General features: G+C 59.4%; 19 protein-coding genes. 11 read left to right on the forward strand and 8 right to left on the reverse strand.

Going from position 1 to position 22268, the window contains the following annotated elements; all coding sequences use genetic code 11:
- Positions 1-32 precede the first annotated feature (32 nt).
- The 5 genes from QQF33_RS22380 (at position 33) to QQF33_RS22400 (ending at position 4234) form a co-directional block, all read left to right on the forward strand.
- On the forward strand, positions 33-1055 hold the full coding sequence (locus tag QQF33_RS22380; RefSeq protein ID WP_285158634.1) for an ABC transporter permease: 1023 nt from the start codon (positions 33-35) through the stop codon (positions 1053-1055).
- Complete coding sequence (locus QQF33_RS22385; protein WP_285158635.1) at positions 1055-1888, forward strand: ABC transporter permease; 834 nt, start codon at positions 1055-1057, stop codon at positions 1886-1888. The genes QQF33_RS22380 and QQF33_RS22385 overlap by 1 nt, the downstream gene beginning before the upstream one ends.
- Positions 1881-2705, forward strand: coding sequence for an ABC transporter ATP-binding protein (locus tag QQF33_RS22390; protein WP_285158636.1), 825 nt, complete (start codon positions 1881-1883; stop codon positions 2703-2705). The genes QQF33_RS22385 and QQF33_RS22390 overlap by 8 nt, the downstream gene beginning before the upstream one ends.
- Complete coding sequence (locus QQF33_RS22395) at positions 2692-3396, forward strand: ABC transporter ATP-binding protein (protein WP_285158637.1); 705 nt, start codon at positions 2692-2694, stop codon at positions 3394-3396. The genes QQF33_RS22390 and QQF33_RS22395 overlap by 14 nt, the downstream gene beginning before the upstream one ends.
- Before the next feature lie 382 nt (positions 3397-3778).
- On the forward strand, positions 3779-4234 hold the full coding sequence (locus QQF33_RS22400; protein ID WP_285150004.1) for a hypothetical protein: 456 nt from the start codon (positions 3779-3781) through the stop codon (positions 4232-4234).
- Positions 4235-4288: 54 nt separating this feature from the next.
- Here QQF33_RS22400 and QQF33_RS22405 read toward each other — a convergent pair whose 3' ends face one another.
- A complete protein-coding gene (locus QQF33_RS22405) occupies positions 4289-4768 on the reverse strand; it encodes a cold-shock protein (protein ID WP_282493853.1) in 480 nt (159 codons plus the stop codon).
- A 257-nt stretch (positions 4769-5025) separates the two neighbouring features.
- On the opposite strand from QQF33_RS22405, the gene QQF33_RS22410 reads away from it, so the two are divergent.
- The gene (locus tag QQF33_RS22410) at positions 5026-6147 is read left to right on the forward strand and encodes a YbdK family carboxylate-amine ligase (RefSeq protein ID WP_285150002.1); all 1122 of its coding nucleotides are present in this window, start codon (positions 5026-5028) and stop codon (positions 6145-6147) included.
- Here the strand turns inward: QQF33_RS22410 and QQF33_RS22415 are convergent.
- From QQF33_RS22415 to QQF33_RS22425, 3 genes are all read right to left on the reverse strand, one after another.
- Positions 6134-9232 (reverse strand): efflux RND transporter permease subunit, encoded by a 3099-nt coding sequence (locus tag QQF33_RS22415; protein ID WP_285150000.1) that lies wholly within the window; start codon positions 9230-9232, stop codon positions 6134-6136. The genes QQF33_RS22410 and QQF33_RS22415 overlap by 14 nt on opposite strands.
- 9 nt (positions 9233-9241) lie before the next feature.
- Entirely contained in the window at positions 9242-10321 is a 1080-nt protein-coding gene (locus tag QQF33_RS22420) for an efflux RND transporter periplasmic adaptor subunit (protein ID WP_390888488.1), read from the reverse strand.
- Positions 10322-10456: 135 nt separating this feature from the next.
- Positions 10457-13150 carry a cation-transporting P-type ATPase gene (locus tag QQF33_RS22425; RefSeq protein ID WP_285149999.1) on the reverse strand — a complete coding sequence of 898 codons (2694 nt, stop codon included), beginning with the start codon at positions 13148-13150 and terminating at the stop codon, positions 10457-10459.
- A gap of 499 nt (positions 13151-13649) precedes the next feature.
- Between QQF33_RS22425 and QQF33_RS22430 the strand changes: the two genes are divergently transcribed.
- Positions 13650-13898: a DUF1158 domain-containing protein gene (locus tag QQF33_RS22430; protein ID WP_102104226.1), complete on the forward strand. Its 249-nt coding sequence runs from the start codon at positions 13650-13652 to the stop codon at positions 13896-13898.
- Here the strand turns inward: QQF33_RS22430 and QQF33_RS22435 are convergent.
- Positions 13884-15452, reverse strand: a complete 1569-nt coding sequence (locus QQF33_RS22435) for an alpha/beta hydrolase-fold protein (RefSeq protein WP_285149997.1) — start codon at positions 15450-15452, stop codon at positions 13884-13886. The genes QQF33_RS22430 and QQF33_RS22435 overlap by 15 nt on opposite strands.
- A 123-nt stretch (positions 15453-15575) precedes the next feature.
- Between QQF33_RS22435 and QQF33_RS22440 the strand changes: the two genes are divergently transcribed.
- On the forward strand, positions 15576-17720 hold the full coding sequence (locus QQF33_RS22440; protein WP_285149995.1) for a TonB-dependent siderophore receptor: 2145 nt from the start codon (positions 15576-15578) through the stop codon (positions 17718-17720).
- A gap of 110 nt (positions 17721-17830) precedes the next feature.
- Here the strand turns inward: QQF33_RS22440 and QQF33_RS22445 are convergent, their stop codons facing one another.
- Entirely contained in the window at positions 17831-18172 is a 342-nt protein-coding gene (locus QQF33_RS22445; RefSeq protein ID WP_095284206.1) for a RamA family antibiotic efflux transcriptional regulator, read from the reverse strand.
- A 35-nt stretch (positions 18173-18207) separates the two neighbouring features.
- The gene (locus tag QQF33_RS22450; RefSeq protein ID WP_285149993.1) at positions 18208-19311 is read right to left on the reverse strand and encodes an MBL fold metallo-hydrolase; all 1104 of its coding nucleotides are present in this window, start codon (positions 19309-19311) and stop codon (positions 18208-18210) included.
- Between the two features lie 191 nt (positions 19312-19502).
- Between QQF33_RS22450 and QQF33_RS22455 the strand changes: the two genes are divergently transcribed.
- The 3 genes from QQF33_RS22455 to nfsB all read left to right on the forward strand — a co-directional run bounded on the left by QQF33_RS22455 (position 19503) and on the right by nfsB (position 21224).
- A complete protein-coding gene (locus QQF33_RS22455) occupies positions 19503-20093 on the forward strand; it encodes a TetR/AcrR family transcriptional regulator (protein WP_282493860.1) in 591 nt (196 codons plus the stop codon).
- Positions 20083-20451, forward strand: a complete 369-nt coding sequence (locus QQF33_RS22460) for an MmcQ/YjbR family DNA-binding protein (RefSeq protein ID WP_285149992.1) — start codon at positions 20083-20085, stop codon at positions 20449-20451. The genes QQF33_RS22455 and QQF33_RS22460 overlap by 11 nt, the downstream gene beginning before the upstream one ends.
- A 119-nt stretch (positions 20452-20570) precedes the next feature.
- Complete coding sequence (gene nfsB, locus QQF33_RS22465; RefSeq protein ID WP_285146702.1) at positions 20571-21224, forward strand: oxygen-insensitive NAD(P)H nitroreductase; 654 nt, start codon at positions 20571-20573, stop codon at positions 21222-21224.
- Here nfsB and QQF33_RS22470 read toward each other — a convergent pair.
- Entirely contained in the window at positions 21221-22264 is a 1044-nt protein-coding gene (locus tag QQF33_RS22470) for a DUF2157 domain-containing protein (RefSeq protein WP_285149991.1), read from the reverse strand. The genes nfsB and QQF33_RS22470 overlap by 4 nt on opposite strands.
- Between the last annotated feature and the right edge of the window lie 4 nt (positions 22265-22268).

Consider the following 22268-nt stretch of genomic DNA (forward strand, 5'->3'; position numbering starts at 1 on the left):
TTGAAGGCCAGCTCAGGAATAACGCTCTCCCCATGCCACATCTATCCACCCACGTGATGCGTGTTTTACAGGGGCTTCTCACCCTGCTGCTCACCCTGTTCGGGCTCCTGCTCGTCACCTTTGCGCTCTCTGCTTTCTCCCCCGTCGATCGCGTTCTGCAGATCGTCGGCGATCACGCCAGCCAGTCGACCTACGATCAGGTCCGCCACCAGCTCGGGCTGGATCAGCCTGTCGCCGTCCAGTTCTGGCACTACCTGCTGAACCTGTTCCACGGCGATCTCGGTACCGCCAGCGCCACCGGGCAGCCCGTATTGCAGGATCTGCTGCACGCCTTTCCGGCCACGCTGGAACTCGCCACGCTGGCGCTGATCATCGGCTCCGTACTCGGGGTGATCGCAGGCGTACTCTGCGCACGCTTTGCCGGTTCGCCGCTGGATCTGATCATCCGCACCCTCACCCTGCTGGGTAACTCGGTGCCCATTTTCTGGCTCGGACTGTTAATGCTAGCGCTGTTCTACGCCAAGCTGCAGTGGAGCGCCGGGCCGGGGCGGCTGGATGATATCTGGCAATACACCGTTGAACCGCGCACCGGTTTTGCGCTGATCGACACCTGGCTTTCCGGCGACCGGGAGGCGTTTAAAAACGCCGTCAGCCATCTGGTGCTGCCGGTGCTGCTGCTGGCCTACTATTCGCTGGCGAGCATCACCCGCCTGACGCGTTCGGCATGCCTGAGCGAAATGAACAAAGAGTACATCCTGCTCGCCCGCGCCAAGGGTGCCGGAGAGATGACGATCCTGCTGCGTCACGTGCTGCCGAACATTCGCAGCACGCTGCTGACGGTGATCGCCCTGGCCTACACCAGCATGCTCGAAGGGGCGGTGCTGACCGAAACCGTCTTCTCATGGCCGGGCATTGGCCGCTACCTCACCACCGCGCTGTTTGCGGGCGATACCACCGCCATCATGGGCGGTACACTGGTGATTGGCGTCTGTTTTGTGCTGATTAATAATCTGACCGACCTGCTTGTGCGGGCCACCGACCCCAGGGTGCGCTGATGCCTTTTTCTCTTTTCCTGCGCCGACTGCGCCGCTCTCCCGCTGCGTTCTGCGGGCTTATTGCCATCAGCCTGTTGCTGCTGATCGCCCTGTTTGCCCCGTGGCTCGCCCCGCTCGATCCCAACTGGCAGAACGCCGCGGCACGTTTGCAGGCCCCGAACGCCGAACACTGGCTGGGCACCGACAGCTATGGTCGCGACCTACTCTCGCGCCTGATCTACGGCAGCCGCCCCGCCCTTGGGCTGGTGGCTCTGGTCACCGTCATTACGCTGCCCGCCGGGCTTGCGATCGGGATTTTATCCGGGTATTACGGCGGCTGGCTGGAGCGCGTGTTGATGCGTTTTACCGACGTGGTGATGTCGATGCCACGCCTGATCCTCGCCTTTGCCTTTGTCGCCATGCTCGGTCCGGGACTGGTGAACGGCGCGCTGGCCCTGGCGCTCACCACCTGGCCGGCCTATGCGCGTCAGGCCCGGAGTGAAATTCAGCGTCTGCGCCACAGCGATTATCTCGCTGCCGCCGAGATGATGGGCATTCGCGGCGGGCGGCTGTTGCTCGGACATATTCTGCCGCTCTGTCTGCCGTCAGCCATTGTGCGCCTGGCGCTGGATCTGGCGGGGATTATTCTGGCCGCCGCCGGGCTTGGGTTCCTCGGTCTCGGGGCGCGTCCGCCGATGGCCGAATGGGGCGCGATGATCGCCGACGGGATGCAGGTGATTTTCGATCAGTGGTGGATTGCCGCCATTCCCGGCGGGGCGATTCTGTTCGCCAGCCTGGCCTTTAACCTGCTGGGCGACGGCCTGCGCGACATTCTGGAGCCACAGCATGACTAAACCTCGCGTCATCGTCGATGCGCTGAATATCGACTACCCCGCCGCGCGCGTGGTGAACAACCTGAGCTTTACGCTCGGCAACGAACGGCTGGCGCTGGTGGGCGAATCCGGCTCCGGTAAATCCATGTCCGCCCGCGCGCTGATGGGCCTGGTACGCAAGCCCGGCACGGTGAGCGCCCGCCAGCTTAATGTGCTGGGCAACGATCTGCTGACGATGAACAACCGCGGCTGGCAACAGCTTCGCGGCAACGGAATTGCGATGGTGCTTCAGGATCCGCGCTATGCGCTCAATCCGGTCAACAGCGTTTCCGCGCAGCTCGAGGAGTCGCTCACCCTGCATCAGTCCCTTCCTCGTAAGGAGCGCGTTGAGCGTATCCGCGACATCATCCACGCCGTCGGGCTGGAGCAGAGCGTGCTGACGCGCTATCCCGGCGAACTCTCCGGCGGGATGGGCCAGCGGGTGATGATCGCCATTGCACTGATTAACAATCCGCAGGTGCTGATTGCCGATGAGCCCACGTCGGCTCTCGACGCCCGTCTGCGCAACCAAATCCTCGAACTGCTGGTGCAGCAGTGTGAAGAACGCCAGATGGCGATGTTACTGATTAGCCACGATTTGCCCCTGGTGGCGGAGCATTGCGACCGCGTGCTGGTGATGTATCAGGGCGAAAAAGTTGATGAAATGGCCGCGCGCGATCTGCCGCAGGCCACCCATCCCTACACCCGTACGCTCTGGACCTGTCGCCCGAAAGCCAGCACTTACGGGCAGATGTTACCGACGCTGGATCGCAAGGAGTTACAGCATGGCCCTCGTTGAAGTCCGTCAGCTACAGGTGGCATTTGGCGAGAAAACGGCGGTGTCAGCGGCCAGTTTTGCCATCGAAAAAGGGGAAACGTTCAGCCTGATTGGTGAATCCGGCTGCGGGAAATCGACCATTCTGCGCGTGCTGGCCGGGCTGCAGCGTCAGTGGCGCGGCGAGGTATCGCTGCTGGGGGAAAAACTTTCCTCCGGGGAGCGATTCACCGGTGCGCTACGGCGCAACGTGCAGATGGTGTTTCAGGATCCGTGGGCGTCCCTGCATCCGAACCATACCATCTCACGCACGCTGACCGAGCCGCTCAAAATCCACGGCGCAACGCAGGTCACGCAGAAAGTGGCCGATGCGTTGCAGCAGGTGGGATTGTCGGCGGACGCGGGCCAGCGCTATCCGCATCAGCTTTCCGGCGGCCAGCGTCAGCGCGTGGCGATTGCCCGCGCGTTGCTGCTGCGCCCGCAGCTTCTGTTGCTCGACGAGCCGACCTCGGCGCTGGATATGTCGGTGCAGGCGGAGATCCTCAACCTGCTCAACCGCCTGAAACAGCAGCACGGTATGACCTATCTGCTGGTGAGCCACGACGCAGACGTGATTGCGCATATGTCGGATCGCGCGGCGTTTATGGCGCATGGACAGATTCAGCGGGTGTTTGACCGGGAAGCGATGCAACACGGCGAGCACCGGATGGGGTAGGTTTTTTTGCAGCATAGGTATCGCTTTTGTAGGCCGGGTAAGGCGCAGCCGCCACCCGGCGGGCCTTTTCTGGAAAGCGCCTCGCAAAACGAAAAGTAACCTCGTGAAACTCAGGGTTAAGACTTTTATTTGCCATTTCTCAGTCGTAAAGTGCGTCCGTTGCGGCACATCCGCAACCGGGCGTAGGAACCCGTTGGCATAAAGCGATTACTTTTGTCGCGACAGCGCATATCCCGTTACTATCACGGTGGCGCTGGCGGAGCAGCCGAAAAGCTGGCCGTTTTCTTTGTGCACGGTATTCCTACCTCCGTCAGCGCTACCCCCCCTGAGCGTAGGAACTCACAGGGTGGTTAATTCATTTATCGCATAAAGAGGATGCCAAATGGCTACTATCCCTACCCTGTCTTACGCGCAATCTGAAGAAAGCGTTATTCAGCAACTCCTTAACGCCCCACTCCCCCAAAAGGCGGATTTATTCCAGGTGGCCGATCTCTGCGCGACCTTTGTCTGCGTACTGGTCGAGACCGACGACAGCAAAACGCGCGCGGCCCTGTGTGAACGCCTGTTGCAAACGCTCAACCAGTTGCGCGCGCTCTGTGATAAAGACCTTCCGCCGTACCTGATTGAGCAGCTGATAAAAGGCGAAAAAATCAGCTCAAACGTGCCGGATCTGTGGCAGGAAACCGCCACGCTGGTGGACTATGCTCAGGCGCTGGCGCAAGCCGTGCAGGGAGAAACGCTCCCGCCAGTTGTAGCGAAAGAGTTGACGGGACTGCTGCATGATATGGTCTGGTTGCTGGCGGATTTCGTGAAGGAGCCGTATATCACGGCGCACTGAGGCAGCCGAGAGGCCGAAATTCTGCTGAGGATGGCGCAGAATTTCGGCACAAGATCACTTGAGGAGTTTAACCGTCGCCTCGATGTCGATCTCGTCTTCTGTGAAGATCAGCGTCGCCCCCTGGAAGGTGGTGATCGCCAGTTTCTTCATCGAGCGCATTTCGCCCGGTTTGGTCGCGGATTTCGGACGGATATTGCTCAGCAGAGCACCCACTGACAGCACGGCATTTTCTTTATCGATACCGGCATCCGCAGGCACTTCTTCGCTGTACACCAGGAAAGATTTAATCGATGTCAGCTTCAGGCGCTCGCCCGCGATATAGATATACTTGCTTTCCGGCACGACTTTCACCGCATAAGCGGACAAGCCTTTGTTGTTGGTCGTCGGTTCAAAAGTGACCGCCGCATCTTTCTTAATCAGCTCAGGATTAGCAACCTTGATCACATGAAAATAGCGGTTATCGCCGTTCTCATCTTTGATAAATCCAAAGCCTTTATCTTTAAACCACGTTGTGATCGTTCCGTTCATCGCCATTACCGCCTGGTTAATCGTTTATCAACTCAAATTTTGCAGCGCGCAGTGTAAATCACAATCCCTGCGCAGACTATGCCTTTGGGTTAAGTCTGGACGATAAATTTGCCAGATGCGAGGTCATCGCCCGGCGGCGCTAACGCTTGCACGGTCCTGGAAAGAGCCTGACCGTAGGCCGGGTAAGGCGCAGCCGCCACCCGGAATCTCATAGACTCCGCAGCATGTCTATACTCAACACATCCCCGCAACCGGAGCGCGCCATGCCCCTACCTGACTTCCATGTATCCGACCCTTTCACGCTGGGTATTGAACTCGAACTGCAGGTGGTGAATCCGCCGGGGTACGATCTCAGCCAGGACTCTTCGGCGCTGATTGCCGCGGTCAAAAACGAGATCAAAGCCGGTGAGGTGAAGCACGACATCACCGAGAGCATGCTCGAAATCGCCACTGGCGTGTGTCAGGACATCCACCAGGCGGCAGCGCAGTTTTCGGCGATGCAGCAGGCGATCCTGCACGCGGCGGCGGATCAGCATATTCAGATCTGCGGCGGCGGCACGCATCCGTTTCAGAAGTGGCAGCGTCAGGAGGTGTGCGACGACGAGCGCTACAACCGCACGCTGCAGATGTTCGGCTACCTGATTTTGCAGGCGACGGTCTTCGGCCAACACGTGCACGTCGGCTGCCGCAACGGTGATGAGGCGATTTATCTTCTGCACGGCCTGTCGCGCTTTGTCCCGCACTTTATCGCCCTCTCCGCCTCGTCGCCCTACATGCAGGGCAGCGATACCCAGTTTGCCTCCTCGCGGCTCAATATTTTCTCGGCGTTCCCGGATAACGGCAAAATGCCGTGGGTGAGCAACTGGCAGGAGTTCGAAGGGCTGTTTCGCCGCCTGAGCTACACCAGCACCATCGACAGCATCAAAGATCTGCACTGGGATATTCGACCGAGCCCGCATTTTGGCACCGTCGAGGTGCGGGTGATGGATACGCCCCTGACCCTCGCGCATGCGATTAATATCGCCGGGCTGATTCAGGCGACTTCGCACTGGCTGCTGACCGAGCGACCCTACAAACACCAGCCGCAGGATACGCTGCTGTACAACTTCAACCGTTTTCAGGCGTGTCGTTACGGGCTGGACGGTCTGCTGACCGACGTCAACACCGGAGAGCAAAAAACCATTGCCGAGGATCTTGCGTGGCTGCTTGAGCGGGTTGCGCCCTCCGCGGAAAAACTGGGTGCAGAAAGCGCGATTGTGGAAATTGGCCTGATGTTGAAACAGGGCAAAAGCGAGGCGCAGCGCATGCGGGATTTTATCGCCGACGGCGGTTCGCTGACCTCGCTGGTGCAAAAACACTGCGAACTGTGGACTACTCACCCGTAAGTGAGTGCCCCCACTCGCGCAGACGCTGGAACAGCACAAACAGCGCCGGAATAAACACGATGCCAATCACGGTAGCGACCAGCATCCCGCTGAACACCGTGGTCCCGATGATGCGACGGCTCTGCGCCCCCGCACCGGAGGCTAGCATCATCGGCAGGACGCCGATAATAAAGGAGACAGCGGTCATCATCACAGCCCGGAATCGTCGCGAAGCGCCTTCACGGGCGGCATCGATAATCTCCATTCCGTCGATGCGCCGCGCGCGGGCAAACTCGACGATCAGAATGGCGTTTTTGGCCGCCAGCGCGATGAGCAACACCAGTCCGATCTGCACATACACATCGTTGGCGAAGCCCGCCACCCACAGCCAGACCAGCGCGCCGCCGATGGCAAACAGCACCGAGAGCATCACGCTCGCCGGCAGCGTCCAGCTTTCGTACTGCGCCACGAGGAACAGCCACGCCATCACCACCGCCGCCAGCACGATCCACACCGCCTGGTTGCCCGTCTGCTGCTCCTGATAGGACATGCCGCTCCACGCGTAGTCATATCCGGCAGGCAGATTTTCGCTCAGCAGTTCGCCCATCGCCGCCATCGCCGTGCTGCTGCTCACGCCCGGTGCCGCCGATCCGCTGACCGACACGGACGGGAACTGGTTGTACTGCTGCAAAAACGGCGCGCCGACGGTTGGGGTGATGGTCACCAGATTGCTCAGGCGCACGCGCTCCCCGTTGTTGCTGCGCACGTACAGCTCTGAAATCTGCTCCGCGCGCTCACGCCACTGCATCTCGTTTTGCATCACCACGTGGTAAACGCGGTTGTTGATGCTGAAATCCCCGGCGCGCGTGCCGCCAAAGGCGGTTTGCAGGCTGCTGAAGATGCGGCTCACGGGCACGTCCAGCCGTGCCGCGCGCTCGCGATCGACCTCAAGCGTCAGCTGTGGCACGTTGCTGCTCCAGGTAGTAAACACGCGGTTAAGCTGCGGATGCTGGTTGGCTTTCGCCAGCACCTCGCGGGTAACGCGCTCCAGCTCCGCCGGGCTTTGCCCCGCCTGCGCCTGAATGCGCAGATCGAAACCGGAGGCGTTGCCGAGGCCCGGTAGCGTCGGCGGCGCGAAGGTCATGATGGTCGCTTCCGGCAGGGCCAAAAGCTGGCGTTGCAGCACGCCCATCACCTCATCCAGCGGGGGACGCTCGCTCCAGTCTTTCAGCATCACCGAGATAAACCCGCCGTTCGAGGCGCTGGTGCCGTTGAGAATATTAAACCCGGAGACCTGAATCACATCCGCCACCGCCGGATTAGCGGCAATCAGCTCGCGCGCCGTCGTCATTACCGCTTCGGTGCGCTCCAGCGAAGCCGCCTCCGGCAGTTGGACGCTGGCGAAGAAGTAGCCCTGATCTTCCTGCGGCAGGAAGCCTTTCGGCATGGCGGTAAAACTCAGCGCGACCACAGCCGCCGCGCCCGCGGTTGCCAGCAATGCCACCAGCGGACGGCGGTTAAAGACGTCGACCAGCTTTGTATAGCCGTTGCGCGTGGCGTCCAGCCCACGGTTAAATCCGCGGAAGATCGCCGCCGGGCGACCCACGCGTGGGCGCAACAACAGGGCGCACAGCGCGGGAGTGAGCGTCAGCGCCACGAGGCTTGAGAGCGTCACGGCGGTGGAAAGTGTTACTGCAAACTGGCGATACAGCTCGCCGACAATTCCCGGCAGCAGCGCCACCGGCACGAACACCGCCAGCAGCACCAGGGTGGTGGCGATCACCGGCCCGGCAATCTGGCGCAGGGCGTTGGCCGTCGCCTCGGTGCGGCTCTGCCCTTCTGCCATCAGGGTTTCGACGCTTTCGACCACGACGATCGCGTCATCCACTACCATGGTCAGCGCCAGAATAATGGCGAACAGACTCAGGGTATTGGCGGAATAACCCAGCGTGTAGAGCACCGCAAAGGTGCCGATCAACGACACCGGGATCGCCAGCGCCACGATCAGCGTCGCGCGCCAGCTTTGCAGGAACAGAGACACCACCACCACGACGGCGAGCAGCGTCAGGGCCAGCGAGGTGCCGATCTCTTTGATGGTCGCCGCCACGAACTCGGTGGTGTCGAACTTCACTTCCCAGGTCAGGTCCGCCGGGAAACGGGTGGAGAGGCGCTCAAGCTCGCCGCGCACCGCGTCGGCCACGCGCAGGGCGTTGGCGGATGGCGTCGGGTAGATCCCTAAGTAGGCGGAATCGTGACCGTTAAGCTGCGCGCCGGAACTGTAGCTGCGCGAACCCAGCTCAATCGTCGCCACGTCTTTCAGCCGCACCAGTTGCCCCATTTCCCCGGCGCGAATAATGATATCGCCGAAAGCTTCGGCCTCGTTGAGACGACCCAGTCCGTTGATCGTGAGCGTTTGCTGTTGTCCGCTGAAGACCGGCGGCGTGCCGACCTGGCCCGCCGCGCCCTGCACGTTTTGCTCGCGCAGCGCCTGGGCGACATCGTCCGTGGTCACATTCAGGGCGTTCATGCGATCCGGTCGCAGCCAGATGCGCATGCTGTAGTCGCGTGCGCCAAACAGCTGGACCTGCCCGACGCCCGGCAGACGCGCCAGCGCCTCGCGCACCTGGGTGCTCGCATAGTTGCTGACAAACAGCGGCGAGTGAGTGCCTTCGGGTGAGTAAAGACTTACCCCCATCATCAGGTTGGTGGCGCGCTTGCGTACCTGGACGCCATTCTGCTGCGCCTCGGCGGGCAGCTGGGCGACGGCCTGCGCCACGCGGTTTTGCACGTCGATCGCCGCCAGATCCGCGTCGGTGCCGGCGGCAAAGGTGATGTTCAGGCTGTACGCCCCTTCATCGGAGCTGGTGGATTCCATGTAGAGCATGTGGTCCACGCCGTTGAGCTGCGTTTCCAGCGGGGTTGCGATGGCTTCCGCCACGTCACCTGCGCTCGCACCCGGCCAGCTGGCGCTCACATTCACCACCGGGGGGGTGATCTGCGGGTACTGCTCCACCGGGATCAGCTTCAGGGCGATGGCCCCGAGCATAGTGATCACCAGGGCAATGACCATCGCAAAGCGCGGGCGTTTAATAAACAACGTCAGCATGATGGCTCCTTAATTGAGGATCTGGACAGTCGCACCGGGCTGTAAGCGTGGCGCACCGTCGGTGACCACGCGCTCGTTGGCTTTGATGCCGCTTTTTACCGCCAGCATTTGGCCGACCTGACCGCCGAGCGTCAGGGTGCGTTTTTCCGCTTTTCCGTCGTCATTCACTACCCAGGTGAAAAACCCGAAGCCGTTTTGCTGAACCGCCGCGGCCGGGATCACCAGCGCCTCGTGTTCACTCTGCGGACGCAGCCAGAGATTTACATTCCCGCCCGGCAGCAGGCGGTGCTGAGGATTGGCAAACTCGGCGCGCAGCATGACGCTGGCGGTGCGGGGATCGATGCGGTTATCCACCGAGACCAGAGTGCCGTTTTCCCGCTGTTCCCCGTTCTGAATTTGCGGAAGCCAGGCCTGTTTCAGGGAGGTGATATCCGCATGCAGCCCGGCTTTGGCGGCAAACGCCCGCTCTTCGAGAGCGAACGCGATACGGATCGGGTCGAGTTGCACCACTTCCACCAGCGTGCCGCTGGCTGGATTCACCACGCTGCCTTCGTGGAAGTTGCTGTGCCCCATGCGGCCCGTGATGGGGGATGTGATGCGGGTAAACCCGAGTGTGACGTTGCGCGCCTCGAGGCGGGCGTTGGCCTGGGCCAGCGCGGCGCGGGCCACGTCGCGTTGCATCTGGGCGTTGTCCACGTCGTTGCGGCTGATAGCGTTTCCGGTTTTCAGGCTTTGAAAGCGCGTGAGCTGCTGCTGCGCCTGGCGCAGGGTGGCTTCGGCGCTTTTCACTTCGGCCTCGGCCAGACGCACCGCCGCGCGCGCTTCGGCGTCATCGAGTTCGAACAGCAGGTCGCCCTGTTTGACATATTGCCCGTCGCGGAAATGGATTTTGGCGATGGCCCCTTCCGTGCGCGCCCGCAGTTCTACCGTGTGGATCGCCTCAACGCGACCAGGGATCTGGCGCTCGGCGGCGTGGGTGGTCTCTTCAATCACGGCGACACGCACCGGAATAGCGGCAGCCATGGCGGTTTGCAGGGTGCAGGTAAGGAGTGCGACCGCCAGAGCGGTGCGCAGGAAGGTGGATTTCATGGGGGATCCTCGGTGTTTGTGCCCCTCACCCCGGCCCTCTCCCCAGGGGAGAGGGAGGTCAGAGTCCCTTCCCCAAGTGAGAAGGAGGTTAGAGTCCCCTCTCCCTGTGGGAGAGGGTTAGGGTGAGGGCAAAAGTTATGCAGCCTTACGGAACCTGCGAGTCAGTCGCTTCTCAATCTCGACGATGAAGAACATCACGCCAGCCATCGCCAGGGTAATCCCCCAGTAGCGCAGCGGCAGGGCTTCGGTGCCGAACAGCATCTGCATAAACGGCAGGTAGATGATCGCCACCTGCAGCAGGAACAGCACGCCCGTCACCAGCCAGATGCCTTTGTTCGCCAGCAGACCACGGTTCAGGGAGAAGCCGTTGCTGTTGCGGCAGTTAATCATGTAGACCCACTGGGCACACACCAGCATCTGCAGCAGCACGGTGCGGATGAACTCGGCGCTGTGGCCGCGCGGCGCGAGCCAGGCTTCGAGCGCAAAGGCCGCAATCGCAATCATGGTGCCGACGAAGGCCACGCGCCAGACGGCGAAGGCATCCATCACGTGCTGGCCGGTCTGACGCGGCGGACGCTTCATGATGTTGCGCTCGGCGGCTTCAAAGGCCAGGCCGAAGGAGAGCGTGGCGGAGGTCGCCATGTTCATCCACAGAATCAGCACCGGCGTCAGCGGAATAATGTTCCCCGCCAGCAGCGCAATCACAATCAGCAAACCCTGCGCCAGGTTGGTTGGCATGATGAACAGAATCGTTTTCTTCAGGTTGTCGTAGACGCGACGCCCCTCTTTCACCGAACTCGCGATAGTGGCGAAGTTGTCGTCCGTCAGAACCATATCGGCGGCTTCTTTGGTCACTTCCGTGCCTTTGATGCCCATCGCGATCCCGACATCCGCCTGACGCAGCGCGGGTGCGTCGTTCACGCCGTCGCCGGTCATGCCGACGATCTCGCCCTTCTCCTGCAAGGCTTTCACCAGGCGCAGCTTATGCTCCGGGCTGGTACGGGCAAAGATGTCGAACTCGACTGCCGCCTCTGCCAGCTCGGCGTCGTCCATCTTCTCCAGCTGATAGCCGGTGACGGCCTGGGCGCTGTTAGTGATGCCCAGCATCTGACCGATGCTCATTGCGGTCTGCGGGTGATCCCCGGTGATCATCTTCACGCGGATCCCGGCCTGCTGACAGGCGTGGATGGCGTCGATGGCCTCCGGACGCGGTGGGTCCATCATCCCGGCGATACCGAGGAAGATCAGCCCGCTGCTCAGGTCGTCGTGGCTCAGACCCTGCTGATCCGCAGCCGCAGGTTTGAAGGCGGCAGCGACCATGCGCAGGCCCTGACGCGCATAGCGCTCCATCTCGGCTTCCCAGTACGCGCGGTCAAAGGCGGCGGTACCGTGGCGGGTCTCCTGCTGGTCGCACAGGGCGAAAATCACGTCCGGCGCACCGGTGACCAGGATCTGCTCCTCACTGCCAATCTGATAGTGGGTGCTCATGTACTTGTACTGCGAGTCGAACGGGATCTTGTTAACCAGAGTGGTCATGACCGGCGCGAGATTCGCTTTGGCGGCCAGCACTTTCAGCGCCCCTTCCGTCGGCCCGCCGGTGATGCCCCACAGGCCGCGCTCGTCCTGAATAATCTGGCTGTCGTTGCACAGGTCGATGGTGCGCAGGTAGTGCTCCAGCACCGTACCCTGCTGAATGTGCACCGGCTCGTCGCTGCCCTCCAGATAGATGTGGCCCACTGGCTCATAGCTGTTGCCTTCCACGCGGTAGCAGCTGTCGGCGGTGATGATCGCTTTGACCGTCATTTCGTTCATGGTCAGGGTGCCGGTTTTATCCGAGCAGACCACGGTCATCGCCCCCAGGGTTTCAACGGTGGGCAGCTTGCGGATAATCGCTTTTTTGCGCGCCATCGCCTGAACGCCCAGCGACAGGATAATCGAGATAATCGCTGGCAGACCTTCCGGCACGGAGGCCACCGCCAGGCTAATCAGGGAGAGCAGCAGCTCGCCCATCGGAATGTCGCGGAACACCAGGCTGAAGATAAACAGCGCCGCCATCATCGCCAGAATAATGGCGAAGATCGCTTTACCGAGCTTGTCCATCTGCACCAGCAGCGGCGTGCGGTGCTTTTCAATCCCGGCCATCATCTGGTTGATGTGGCCCAGCTCCGTATCCTGACCGGTGGCAATAACCACGCCCACGCCACTACCGGCGCTCACGGTGGTCCCTGAGAACACCAGGTTGGTGCGATCGCCCAGCGATAAGTCGCCGGATAACGGATTGGTGTGTTTATCCACGACGGTGGATTCACCGGTCAGAATCGCCTCTTCGACGCGTAAATTATGTGCCTCAATCAGACGCATATCCGCCGGAATACGATCCCCGGCGCGCAGGACAATAATATCGCCCGGTACAATATCCGTCGTTGGAATCGTCTCATGGGCACCGTTACGAATGACGCGCGCATCGCTTGAGAGCATATTGCGAATACTCTGCAGTGATTTTTCCGCATTACTTTCCTGAACGTGACCAATTAAGGCATTGATAACGGCCACGCCGAGAATGACCAGCGTATCGACCCAGTGGCCCATCACGGCGGTTAATACCGCGGCGGCGAGCAGAACATAAATCAGCACATCGTTAAAATGGGCGAGAAAACGTAACCAGGCCGGTTTGCCTTTTTTCTCAGGAAGGGCGTTGGGGCCATACTGCTGCAAACGGGCCTGCGCTTCGGCACGGTCCAGCCCGTTAGCCTGGCTCTTTTTTTGCGCCAGTACCTGCTCGACGGTCTGCTGGTATGGCCGGTTCTGGGAGTGAGTCATTTTGGTCATGGAGGCATTTCCTTCAATTTCCGGTGGACGGAAGCCTGAATTCCTTTCTGGCTTTAATAAATTCGTTTTTGCTGGTGTTAATTCTTGCGGTGGAAATATTTCTACCGCAATATAATTAGCGCCGGGTGATTCAAAACAGATATTCAATATTTCGATGAGATGATTTTTACAAAATATTTCTAAACGCAATCTAAACGAGGAGAGAGCATGTTTGGGATTTATCGCGGGCGCCGCCTGGCTTTGTACATAGTTGTTGCCATTGTTATTGCGACGTTAATTGGATATAGCACTTATACATTTGTAAAATTACTTGCCTGATGATGACAGTTATTTACATAACCAGAGAATAATTGAATTCATTCATTGCAGGTTTAATTAAACACGGAATATTCCCGGAATATTTATTGTTTTGTTCTCCGGGAAGTCTATTTCGGGATGATATTGCTTTACGTTGCAGGATGCCGGACAATAACTTTTTTAACTGACAATTAACATTGATATGAAACACCCACTGGAATCGCTGTTGACGGCAGGAGGCATTTTGCTGATGGCGCTGCTCTCCTGCCTGCTGCTGCCCGCGCCGTCGTTTGGACTGGCGCTGGCGCAAAAACTGGTCGCGCTGTTTCACCTCATGGATCTGAACCAGCTCTACACTCTGGTGTTCTGCCTGTGGTTTATCCTGCTCGGCGCTATTGAATTTTTCGTCCTGCGTTTCATCTGGCGCCGCTGGTTCTCACTTGCTGCGTAAGCCCGTGAAATCGCGCATCCCGTGAATGAGCGCTTCGCACCAGGCCGCGTAATCGTGGCCGCTCGACCACGGGTGGAAGCTCACGCGGTAACCTTTCTCGCGTAACACCTGCTCGAACGTTTCGGTGTTGCGATAGATCCCGCCCCCCGGCCCGGAGGTTTCGAACCGACCGGCCTGTAGCCAGAAGTGAATCGGATACGACGGCGAGTGCTGATACTGACGCGTGAGCCAGCCCGGCGCCTCCTCTTTCGGTGCCCACCAGTAGGATCCCGACAAACTCAGCACGTTGCCGAACAGGTGCGGATAGCGCAGCGCCACCCACGACGACGCAATCCCGCCGTAGCTCGACCCCGCCAGCACCGTCTTTTTCCGCTGCAGCGCTATCCCCTGCCCGCGCAGCCACGGCAATAATTCCTGCCCCATAAAATCGGCGTAATCCGGGTTCGGCGGCAGCTCTTTGCCGCGACGGGGGTGATCGAGGCTGTCGATAAACACCACGTTGATCGGCGGAAGATGGTGACGGGCAATCAGTCCGTCGAGCACGTTGGCAAAATGGTACTCATCCTGATAAATCTGCCCGTCAAACAGGATCAGCGTCCAGCGCGCGGGCTGTGCGCCGCGCGGTTTGTAAATCATCACTTCCCGGGAGTTACCGAGGATCTTGCTGGCAAAGGGCTGACGCGTGAGCGAACCGTGGGTCAGCGGCTGCGCAGCGGCCTGGGCCATGCAATAGCGCGCCGGGCTGAGATCGAGCAGCGAATAGCGGTTCCAGCGATCGGCCTGTTGATTGCCGTAGGTTTGCGGATTGAGCGGATCGGCCTGGGCGCTCACCAGAATGGCGCGGCGCTGATCGCGCGAGCTGCCTTCCACGCGCGGCACGTCCGGGGCCAGTTTGTACTGCATGAGCGTGTCCGCAGGCACCACGTAGCTGCGGAACCAGACGTCGGTTTTGCCGAGGCGAAACAGCGGATCGTGATCGCCCGCGGGCGAGCCGAGAAGAAAGACGTTATCCCGCGCGCCGCGCCACAAAAAAGTGACGCGCTTGTGGCCAGCATCGACCGGCTCCACCATCGGCGTTCCCTGCCGAATTTGCGTCTGCCAGAACGCATCAGTACTCCCACCGGCAGCAATCGTCTGAGCCAGTTTTTGCAGCGTCGGGCTTTCGGGCTCGAGCATCTGCGTGCGTGCGAGCGGCGAGGTCTCTTTCATCCGCCACGTAAAGCGCCACGGTTTGCCCTCTTCCCCGTGCAACACCAGCGAGGTGCTTTGCTGCACCGGGAGCGCAAACAGCAGTGAGTGCTCGCCATCGCTGGGGCCCTTATCAATCAGCGTGCGAATCCGGCGGTTTTGTCCGTCCAGCAGCTTCGCATCCGTTACGCCGCTGAGCGTCGCAGAGACGTAGTTTTCATCGAGCGCAGGCAGGACAAAACAGACCTCGCCGCTGGCATCAAATTTCCCGTTCTGTTCACCCTGAATGGAAGGATGCTCGCACGTTGCCGCCAGCGCTGGCAGCGTACTTATCCCTAACAGCAACCCACTCCACGCCCTTTTCATGCCGACTCGTTCCCTTGCGAAATTTGTTAACAACGCTAATGCAAATGGTAATAATTTGCAATATCATCTACGCCGTTATTAGGGTGTTTTTATGGCGATAGCAATTAAGGGATTTTAATAAAAATGTTTAAAAAGAATAAGATAATGCAACTCTGGCTGCTGAGCCTTGCTACCGTCAGCGTGGCGGCTCAGGCAGAAACAAAAGAAGAAACCGTGGTGGTGACGGCGAGTGCCAGTCAGGAACCGACCGCACCGGTGAAGGGGATCGTGGCGACGAAAACCCTTTCCGCGACCAAAACCAGCGCCGAGCTCGTGAAAACGCCGCAGTCGGTTTCGGTGATCACCCGCGATCAGATGGAGCAGCTCGATGTCACGTCCGTGTCACAGGCGCTACGCTACTCCGCCGGGGTGTTTACGGAATACCGCGGGTCGTCGAACCGTAACGATGAAGTGTTCGTCCGCGGCTTTAGCTACGTGCCGAAATTCCTCGACGGGCTGAGCTTCGGCGCGACCGCCTCCTCGCAAACCGGCACGGTCGATCCCTGGCTGCTGGAGCGCGTCGAACTGGTGCGCGGCCCGGCCTCGGTGCTGTTTGGTCAGGTGAATCCTGGCGGATTGATCAGCATGACCAGCAAGCGCCCGACCAGCGAGCCGATTCACAACGTGCAGTTCCGCACCGGGAATCACGATTTGGCCGAAGGGGCATTTGATTTCGGCGGGCCGCTGAGCGACGACGGCCGCGTGCTGTACCGCGTGAACGGGATTGCACGCACCCAGCACAACCAGGTGGAAGATTACAAAGAGACGCGGATGGCGATTGCCCCGGCGATCACCTGGTATCCGAACGATCAGACGCGCTTCACCCTGCTGACCAGCTACCAGAAAGATCCTGACGCGGGCTATCGCAACTTCCTGCCCGCCTACGGCACCGTGACCAGCGCCAACGGGCGTTACATCCCGCGCGACTTTAACGTCAGCGACCCGAATTACAACCAGTCCTGGCGCGAACAGACCATGATCGGCTACGAGCTGGAGCATCAGCTTGCCGATAACCTCACCTTCCGCCAGAACGCCCGTTACGCCTCTATTAAACAGAAATATCGTTATCTGGTGTACGCCAACAGCGCCGCTGACAGCACGGTGCTGACCCGTCGCGCCCAGCACGAAGAGCGCACCACCAACGAGTTTGGCATTGATAACCAGCTGGAATCCCTGTTTGCGACCGGCGAGGTGAACCACACGCTGCTCGGCGGACTGGATTACAAGACCAGCAAAGACAAACAGCTGCTGGAGCGCGGGATGGGGACGCAGTATGACCTCGACTGGACGAAGCCGGTGTATGGCATCAACGTCGATGAGAGTACCTTCAGTAAAGCGACGGACGAGCAGCAAAACCTTGACCAGATGGGCGTCTATTTACAGGATCAGCTGAGCTGGAATAACTGGGAGTGGCTGGTGTCCGGGCGTTACGACTGGGCCGAAGTGCGTACCACTGATTTCACCGGCGGCGCGCCAACGCAGCAGAACGATAATAAGTTCACCTGGCGTACCGGCCTGCTGTACGCGTTCGATTTTGGTCTGTCGCCGTACGTCAGCTACAGCACCTCTTTCGAGCCGAGCCTGCAAACCAACCGCGCGCCGGGCGTGGCACCGTTTAAACCGACCACCGGGAAACAGACCGAAATCGGCCTGAAGTATCAGCCGGTGGATTCGACGCTGATGACCCTGGCGCTGTACGATCTGACCCAGAGCAACGTGGCGACCTACAACAGCGCCCAGGGCTGGTTCGAAAACGCGGGCGAAGTGCGCTCCAAAGGGGTGGAGGCGGAGATTCATTCGACGCTGATGGAGAGCATCAACCTGATTGGTTCTTATACCTACACCGACGCGGAAACCCAGAGCACCACGGTGGCGGGCACCGAAGGTAAGACCCCGGCGCGCATTCCGGCGCACATGGCGTCGGCCTTCGCCAGCTATACGGTACCGGGCGGCGCGCTGAAAAGCCTGACCGCTGGCGTGGGGATGCGCTACATCGGCACCAGCTATGGCGATGCGAAAAATACCTTTAAGGTGGCGTCGGTGGATCTGTATGACGCGATGATGAGCTATGAGCTGGGCGAACTGAGCAGCAGCCTGAAAGGGGCGAGCGTGCAGTTCAACGTCAATAACGTGGCAGATACCAAGTATGTGGCGTCCTGCGCCAGCGATACGGCGTGCTTCTACGGGATTGGTCGTACGGTGACGGCGACGGTGAATTATCGCTGGTAGTGAGTGATTGCCGGGTGGCGGCTTCGCCTTACCCGGCCTACGATGCAGGCAGTTGTAGGCCCGGTAAGCGCAGCGCCACCGGGCATGAGGCCGCACCCCGGCCGCAAAAATCAATGCGTCCGACTATGATTCTCTTTGCGGTACGCACCCGGCGGCTGATTGAACGTGCGGGTAAAAATCCGCGTAAAGGTCTGCTGGGAATCAAACCCGTAGCGCAGACAAATGTCATACACCCGCTCGTCCGACTCACGCAGATCCTTCGCCGCCAGCAGCAGTTTGCGCTCGCGAATATACCGTCCCAGACTTTCTCCTTTGTACTGCATAAACAACCGCTGCAGATGCCATTTGGAATACCCCGCGTGGCGAGCGATCTCCTCGATGCGCAGCGGCTGATGAAGATTGTCGTCGATCCACTCGACGATGGTGTCGATGACCTGAGCGGAAATAGTCATGCTGCTCTCCCCCTCTGATACCTGTCGGTTAAACATTATTTCCACCACTCACGAAATTGCTGCGTCGCATCATTCACCCGGACCGGCTCGCCCAGCTCCGGCGTCAGCAGACGGTAATTTTTATCGGCACTCGCGCGCGTCAGCTGTATCACCGGGTCGTTCCAGCTGTGTTTCGCCAGCACAAAACGTCCGTAATGACCCGGCACCACCGCTTTCGCATTGATATCCGCGGCGGCCTGAGCGGTCTCTTCCGGCAACATATGAATGTATTTCCAGTCCTGGTCGTACTGACCGTTCTCCATGATCGCCAGATCCACCTCGCCGAACTGCTCGCCAATCGCTTTGAAGTGCGGACCATAGCCGGAATCACCGCTGTAGTAGACCTTCTGCTCCGGCGTGACGAACATAAAACTGCCCCACAGGGTCTGATTACGTTTCAGGCCCCGGCCCGAGAAATGACGCGCGGGTAACACATGCACGGTCAGGCCATCGCTGATGCGTACCGACTGATTCCAGTCGCGTTCGTCGATGATCTCCGGGTTCATGCCCCAGTAGCGCAGGTGCGATCCGACACCGAGCGGCGTCACCACGCGTTTCACTTTCGGCATCAGCGCTTTGATGGTGGCGTAATCGAGGTGATCGTAGTGATCGTGCGAAATGATCAGCAGGTCGATCTCCGGCATCGTTTCCGCGCGCCACGGGTATTCCCCGGCAAAGGCTTTGTTGAGGAATGAAAACGGTGCGGCGAAGTTGCTAAAGACCGGATCGATCAGAATGCGTTTTCCCGCCAGCTGCAAATACCAGGACGAGTGCCCGAGCCAGACCAGCGTGTCCTGCTCCAGCGGAATCGCCGCCAGATCGGTTTTCACCAGCGGCAGGGGCTGAGCGGGACGGGCGTTTTCCGTTTTACTGACCAGAAACTCCCACATCGCCACCAGCATATTTTTGTCGCCGTTATAGCCCGGCGTCGGCAGCGTATTGTGGAACTGACCGTCGCGATAATGAGGAGAGGCCTCCACTTCACTGAGCTGCGCGCCCTGCGGCGGCTGGCCAAAACCGGCGTTTAAAACAAAGGGCAAACTGGCAGCTGTTGCGATAATCATGACAAACACCACGCTAAGAAAAAGAGGCTTCTTCATATCCTGACCCGAATACGCGCCCCCTTCCGATGGTTTGCGCGGGTTGAACTTGATTATGAGTGAGTAAGCACTCATTATAGATATGATGATAAAGTCGTCAAGACGTTTTCGATCTTTGACATTCCGCGTTGCAGCGTGGCAAAGAGCATGTTTCAATCAGGGTTTTACACATTGACAGGAGGGGAATTTTAGTGGCACGTCCGAAGAGTGAAGATAAAAGACAGGCGTTACTGGAAGCAGCAACCGCTGCATTTGCGCAGTCAGGGATTGCGGCATCGACGGCGTTGATCGCCCGTAACGCGGGCGTCGCGGAAGGGACCCTGTTTCGTTATTTTGCCACCAAAGACGACCTGCTGAACGCCCTCTATCTGCACCTGAAACAGGATCTTTGCCAGACCATGCTGGCGAACCTGGACCGCGCCATTAGCACCCCGAAAGAACATACCCGCAATATCTGGAACAGCTACGTGGACTGGGGCATTCGCAACCCCGTTGCCCACGGCGCGATCCGCCAGCTCGGCGTGAGCGAGAAGATCAACGCCGAAACCGAACAGGCGGTACATGAGATGTTCCCGGAACTGCACGAGCTGTGCCGCCGATCCGTGCGTCAGGTGTTTATGTCCGATGAGTTTCGCACCTTCGGCGATGCGATTTTCTTATCGCTGGCCGAAACGACGATGGAATTCGCCACCCGCGATCCGTCCCGCGCCGCGGATTTTAAATCTCTCGGCTTTGAATCCATGTGGCGCGCGCTCGCCATTGAGGACGTGAATGGACAGTAAATCATTGCAGGAGCACGCAAAAAGCGTCGCGCTGGAGTTGCCTTTCACCGAGCACTGCTGGCCGTTTGGCCCGGAGTACGACGTGTTTAAGGTCAACGGCAAGATGTTCATGATTATGGCGGTCGCCCACGGGCGGGCGCACGTCAGCCTGAAATCCGATCCGGAAAAATCGCTGCTCAACCAGCAGATCTATCGCGGCATCGAACCGGGCTATCACCTGAATAAGAAGCACTGGATTTCCCTCTACGCCGCCGACGATATCACGCCAGAACTGGTGGCGGATCTGGTGCTCGACTCGTGGAATCTGGTGGTGGACAAGCTGCCGAAAAAAAATCAGAAGCGTATCCGCCCGGTCTGATTGTTCGTCTCAGACGAACGGTTTAAGCGCATTAATGGCACTTATCTTTTCCCATTCTCCCTTGTAATCTGCTTCCCTTTCTCGCCTGTGAACGGCGATTTTATTCACCAGGAGTCGTTATGGATATTATTGAAGTTGCCCTGAAGCGTCACTCGACCAAGGCATTCGATCCCGCTAAAAAACTGACCGCAGAGCAGGCCGAAAAAATCAAAACCCTGCTGCAGTTCAGCCCGTCCAGCACCAACTCACAGCCATGGCATTTCATCGTGGCCAGCACCGAAGAGGGCAAAGCGCGCGTGGCGAAATCCGCGTCAGGCACTTATGTCTTTAACGAACGCAAAATGCTGGATGCCTCCCACGTGGTGGTGTTCTGCGCGAAAACGGCGATGGACGATGCGTGGCTGGAGCGCGTGGTGGATCAGGAAGAAGCCGATGGCCGTTTTGCGACGCCAGAAGCGAAAGCCGCGAACCACAAGGGCCGCTGCTACTTTGCCGACATGCACCGCGTCGATCTGAAAGATGACGATCAGTGGATGGCGAAACAGGTTTACCTGAACGTCGGTAACTTCCTGCTCGGCGTGGGTGCGCTGGGTCTGGATGCGGTGCCGATCGAAGGCTTTGACGCCGCGATCCTCGACGAAGAGTTCGGCCTGAAAGCACAGGGCTTCACCAGCCTGGTGGTGGTGCCGGTGGGACACCACAGCGTGGAAGACTTCAACGCGTCCCTGCCAAAATCCCGTCTGCCGTTGAGCACGATTATTACTGAGTGCTAATCGACGCTGGCACGCTGGGTTCCAGCGTGCCAAATCCTCTCCGCATACCGCCCTATCACTGCCAGTGACGCCGCCAGGATCAGGAAGAAGATCACCTTATTCATGCCGTCCCAGAAGTATTCGAAATAGCGGGTATAGAGGTTGATGGCGAGGAACGTCAGGCCAAAACCGCGCAGCATGCCGTCGTCGGTTTTGAGGCTGATGTAGATGCAGACAATGGCGGCGACCGCGAAAAGCAACGCCCACGGCAGCAGCGCGGCGCGGGTGACGCCGTACCAGTTGTCGATATCGTAATTGCCAAAAATCGACATGATCCACAGGGCGACAAACAGGTAGGTCAGCCCCATCGCTTTACTGGTGGTGTACAGGTTGCGTTTGATGAGCATGGTGCGAAGCCACCAGCACAGCGCCAGCAGCGCCCCGCCGAAGAAGATAAAGCGCACCGGGTAGTTCATTCCCAGCCAGTAAGCACCCCAGCCAGACATATACCCGGTTTCAGCGCCAAACCAGTTGCCGAGCGACAGCAGGAAAAAGAGCCATACCAGCCCCGAACGCCCAAAGAACCCCACCAGCCCGTAAACGGCGCAGCCCGCAAGGAACAGCGGCGCGATGTGTCCGCTGCCGTTATCCAGCCGCTCGCCCAGTTGCCACAGGGCGATGGCGGTGAAGAGCACGCCCAGAAACAGGATCGCTTCGGTGCTGTAATGCCACTGGGTTTCCCGCCGCTGACGGCTGAATCCCCAGAGATAAAAGACCACAGCCAGCACGGCAGGCAGGCCGATACGGGCAACGGATGAGAAAGAGAAAAAGGCGATGATGCGTTCCATCAGCTCGCTGTCAGCAAACAGGCTGCCGAAGGCGATAATCACGCAGGCCAGCGCGGTCCAGAAGGCGTAACGGCTGAGCCGCTGCCAGTCCATCGCCACGCGTTTTAAGCTGCCCGCCAGCCGCTGATGCTCGTCGGCACTGAGCGCGCCTTCCTGCTCCCATTCGGCGAGCGCGCGTTTGAGCAGACGCTCCTGTTTGCGAGTCACGTTCATGTTC

Source organism: Lelliottia wanjuensis, from assembly GCF_030238365.1.
GTDB classification, from domain to species: Bacteria; Pseudomonadota; Gammaproteobacteria; order Enterobacterales; family Enterobacteriaceae; genus Enterobacter; species Enterobacter wanjuensis.

Coding starts and splice junctions, on each gene's coding strand:
- QQF33_RS22390 (WP_285158636.1), top strand. CDS start 1,881: ATGACTAAACCTCGCGTCATCGTCGATGCGCTGAATATCGACTACCCC.
- QQF33_RS22400 (WP_285150004.1), top strand. CDS start 3,779: ATGGCTACTATCCCTACCCTGTCTTACGCGCAATCTGAAGAAAGCGTT.
- QQF33_RS22420 (WP_390888488.1), bottom strand. CDS start 10,321: ATGAAATCCACCTTCCTGCGCACCGCTCTGGCGGTCGCACTCCTTACC.
- QQF33_RS22440 (WP_285149995.1), top strand. CDS start 15,576: ATGTTTAAAAAGAATAAGATAATGCAACTCTGGCTGCTGAGCCTTGCT.
- QQF33_RS22460 (WP_285149992.1), top strand. CDS start 20,083: ATGGACAGTAAATCATTGCAGGAGCACGCAAAAAGCGTCGCGCTGGAG.
- QQF33_RS22435 (WP_285149997.1), bottom strand. CDS start 15,452: ATGAAAAGGGCGTGGAGTGGGTTGCTGTTAGGGATAAGTACGCTGCCA.
- QQF33_RS22410 (WP_285150002.1), top strand. CDS start 5,026: ATGCCCCTACCTGACTTCCATGTATCCGACCCTTTCACGCTGGGTATT.
- QQF33_RS22430 (WP_102104226.1), top strand. CDS start 13,650: ATGAAACACCCACTGGAATCGCTGTTGACGGCAGGAGGCATTTTGCTG.
- QQF33_RS22470 (WP_285149991.1), bottom strand. CDS start 22,264: ATGAACGTGACTCGCAAACAGGAGCGTCTGCTCAAACGCGCGCTCGCC.
- QQF33_RS22425 (WP_285149999.1), bottom strand. CDS start 13,150: ATGACCAAAATGACTCACTCCCAGAACCGGCCATACCAGCAGACCGTC.
- QQF33_RS22405 (WP_282493853.1), bottom strand. CDS start 4,768: ATGGCGATGAACGGAACGATCACAACGTGGTTTAAAGATAAAGGCTTT.
- QQF33_RS22395 (WP_285158637.1), top strand. CDS start 2,692: ATGGCCCTCGTTGAAGTCCGTCAGCTACAGGTGGCATTTGGCGAGAAA.
- QQF33_RS22380 (WP_285158634.1), top strand. CDS start 33: ATGCCACATCTATCCACCCACGTGATGCGTGTTTTACAGGGGCTTCTC.
- QQF33_RS22445 (WP_095284206.1), bottom strand. CDS start 18,172: ATGACTATTTCCGCTCAGGTCATCGACACCATCGTCGAGTGGATCGAC.
- QQF33_RS22450 (WP_285149993.1), bottom strand. CDS start 19,311: ATGAAGAAGCCTCTTTTTCTTAGCGTGGTGTTTGTCATGATTATCGCA.
- nfsB (WP_285146702.1), top strand. CDS start 20,571: ATGGATATTATTGAAGTTGCCCTGAAGCGTCACTCGACCAAGGCATTC.
- QQF33_RS22415 (WP_285150000.1), bottom strand. CDS start 9,232: ATGCTGACGTTGTTTATTAAACGCCCGCGCTTTGCGATGGTCATTGCC.
- QQF33_RS22385 (WP_285158635.1), top strand. CDS start 1,055: ATGCCTTTTTCTCTTTTCCTGCGCCGACTGCGCCGCTCTCCCGCTGCG.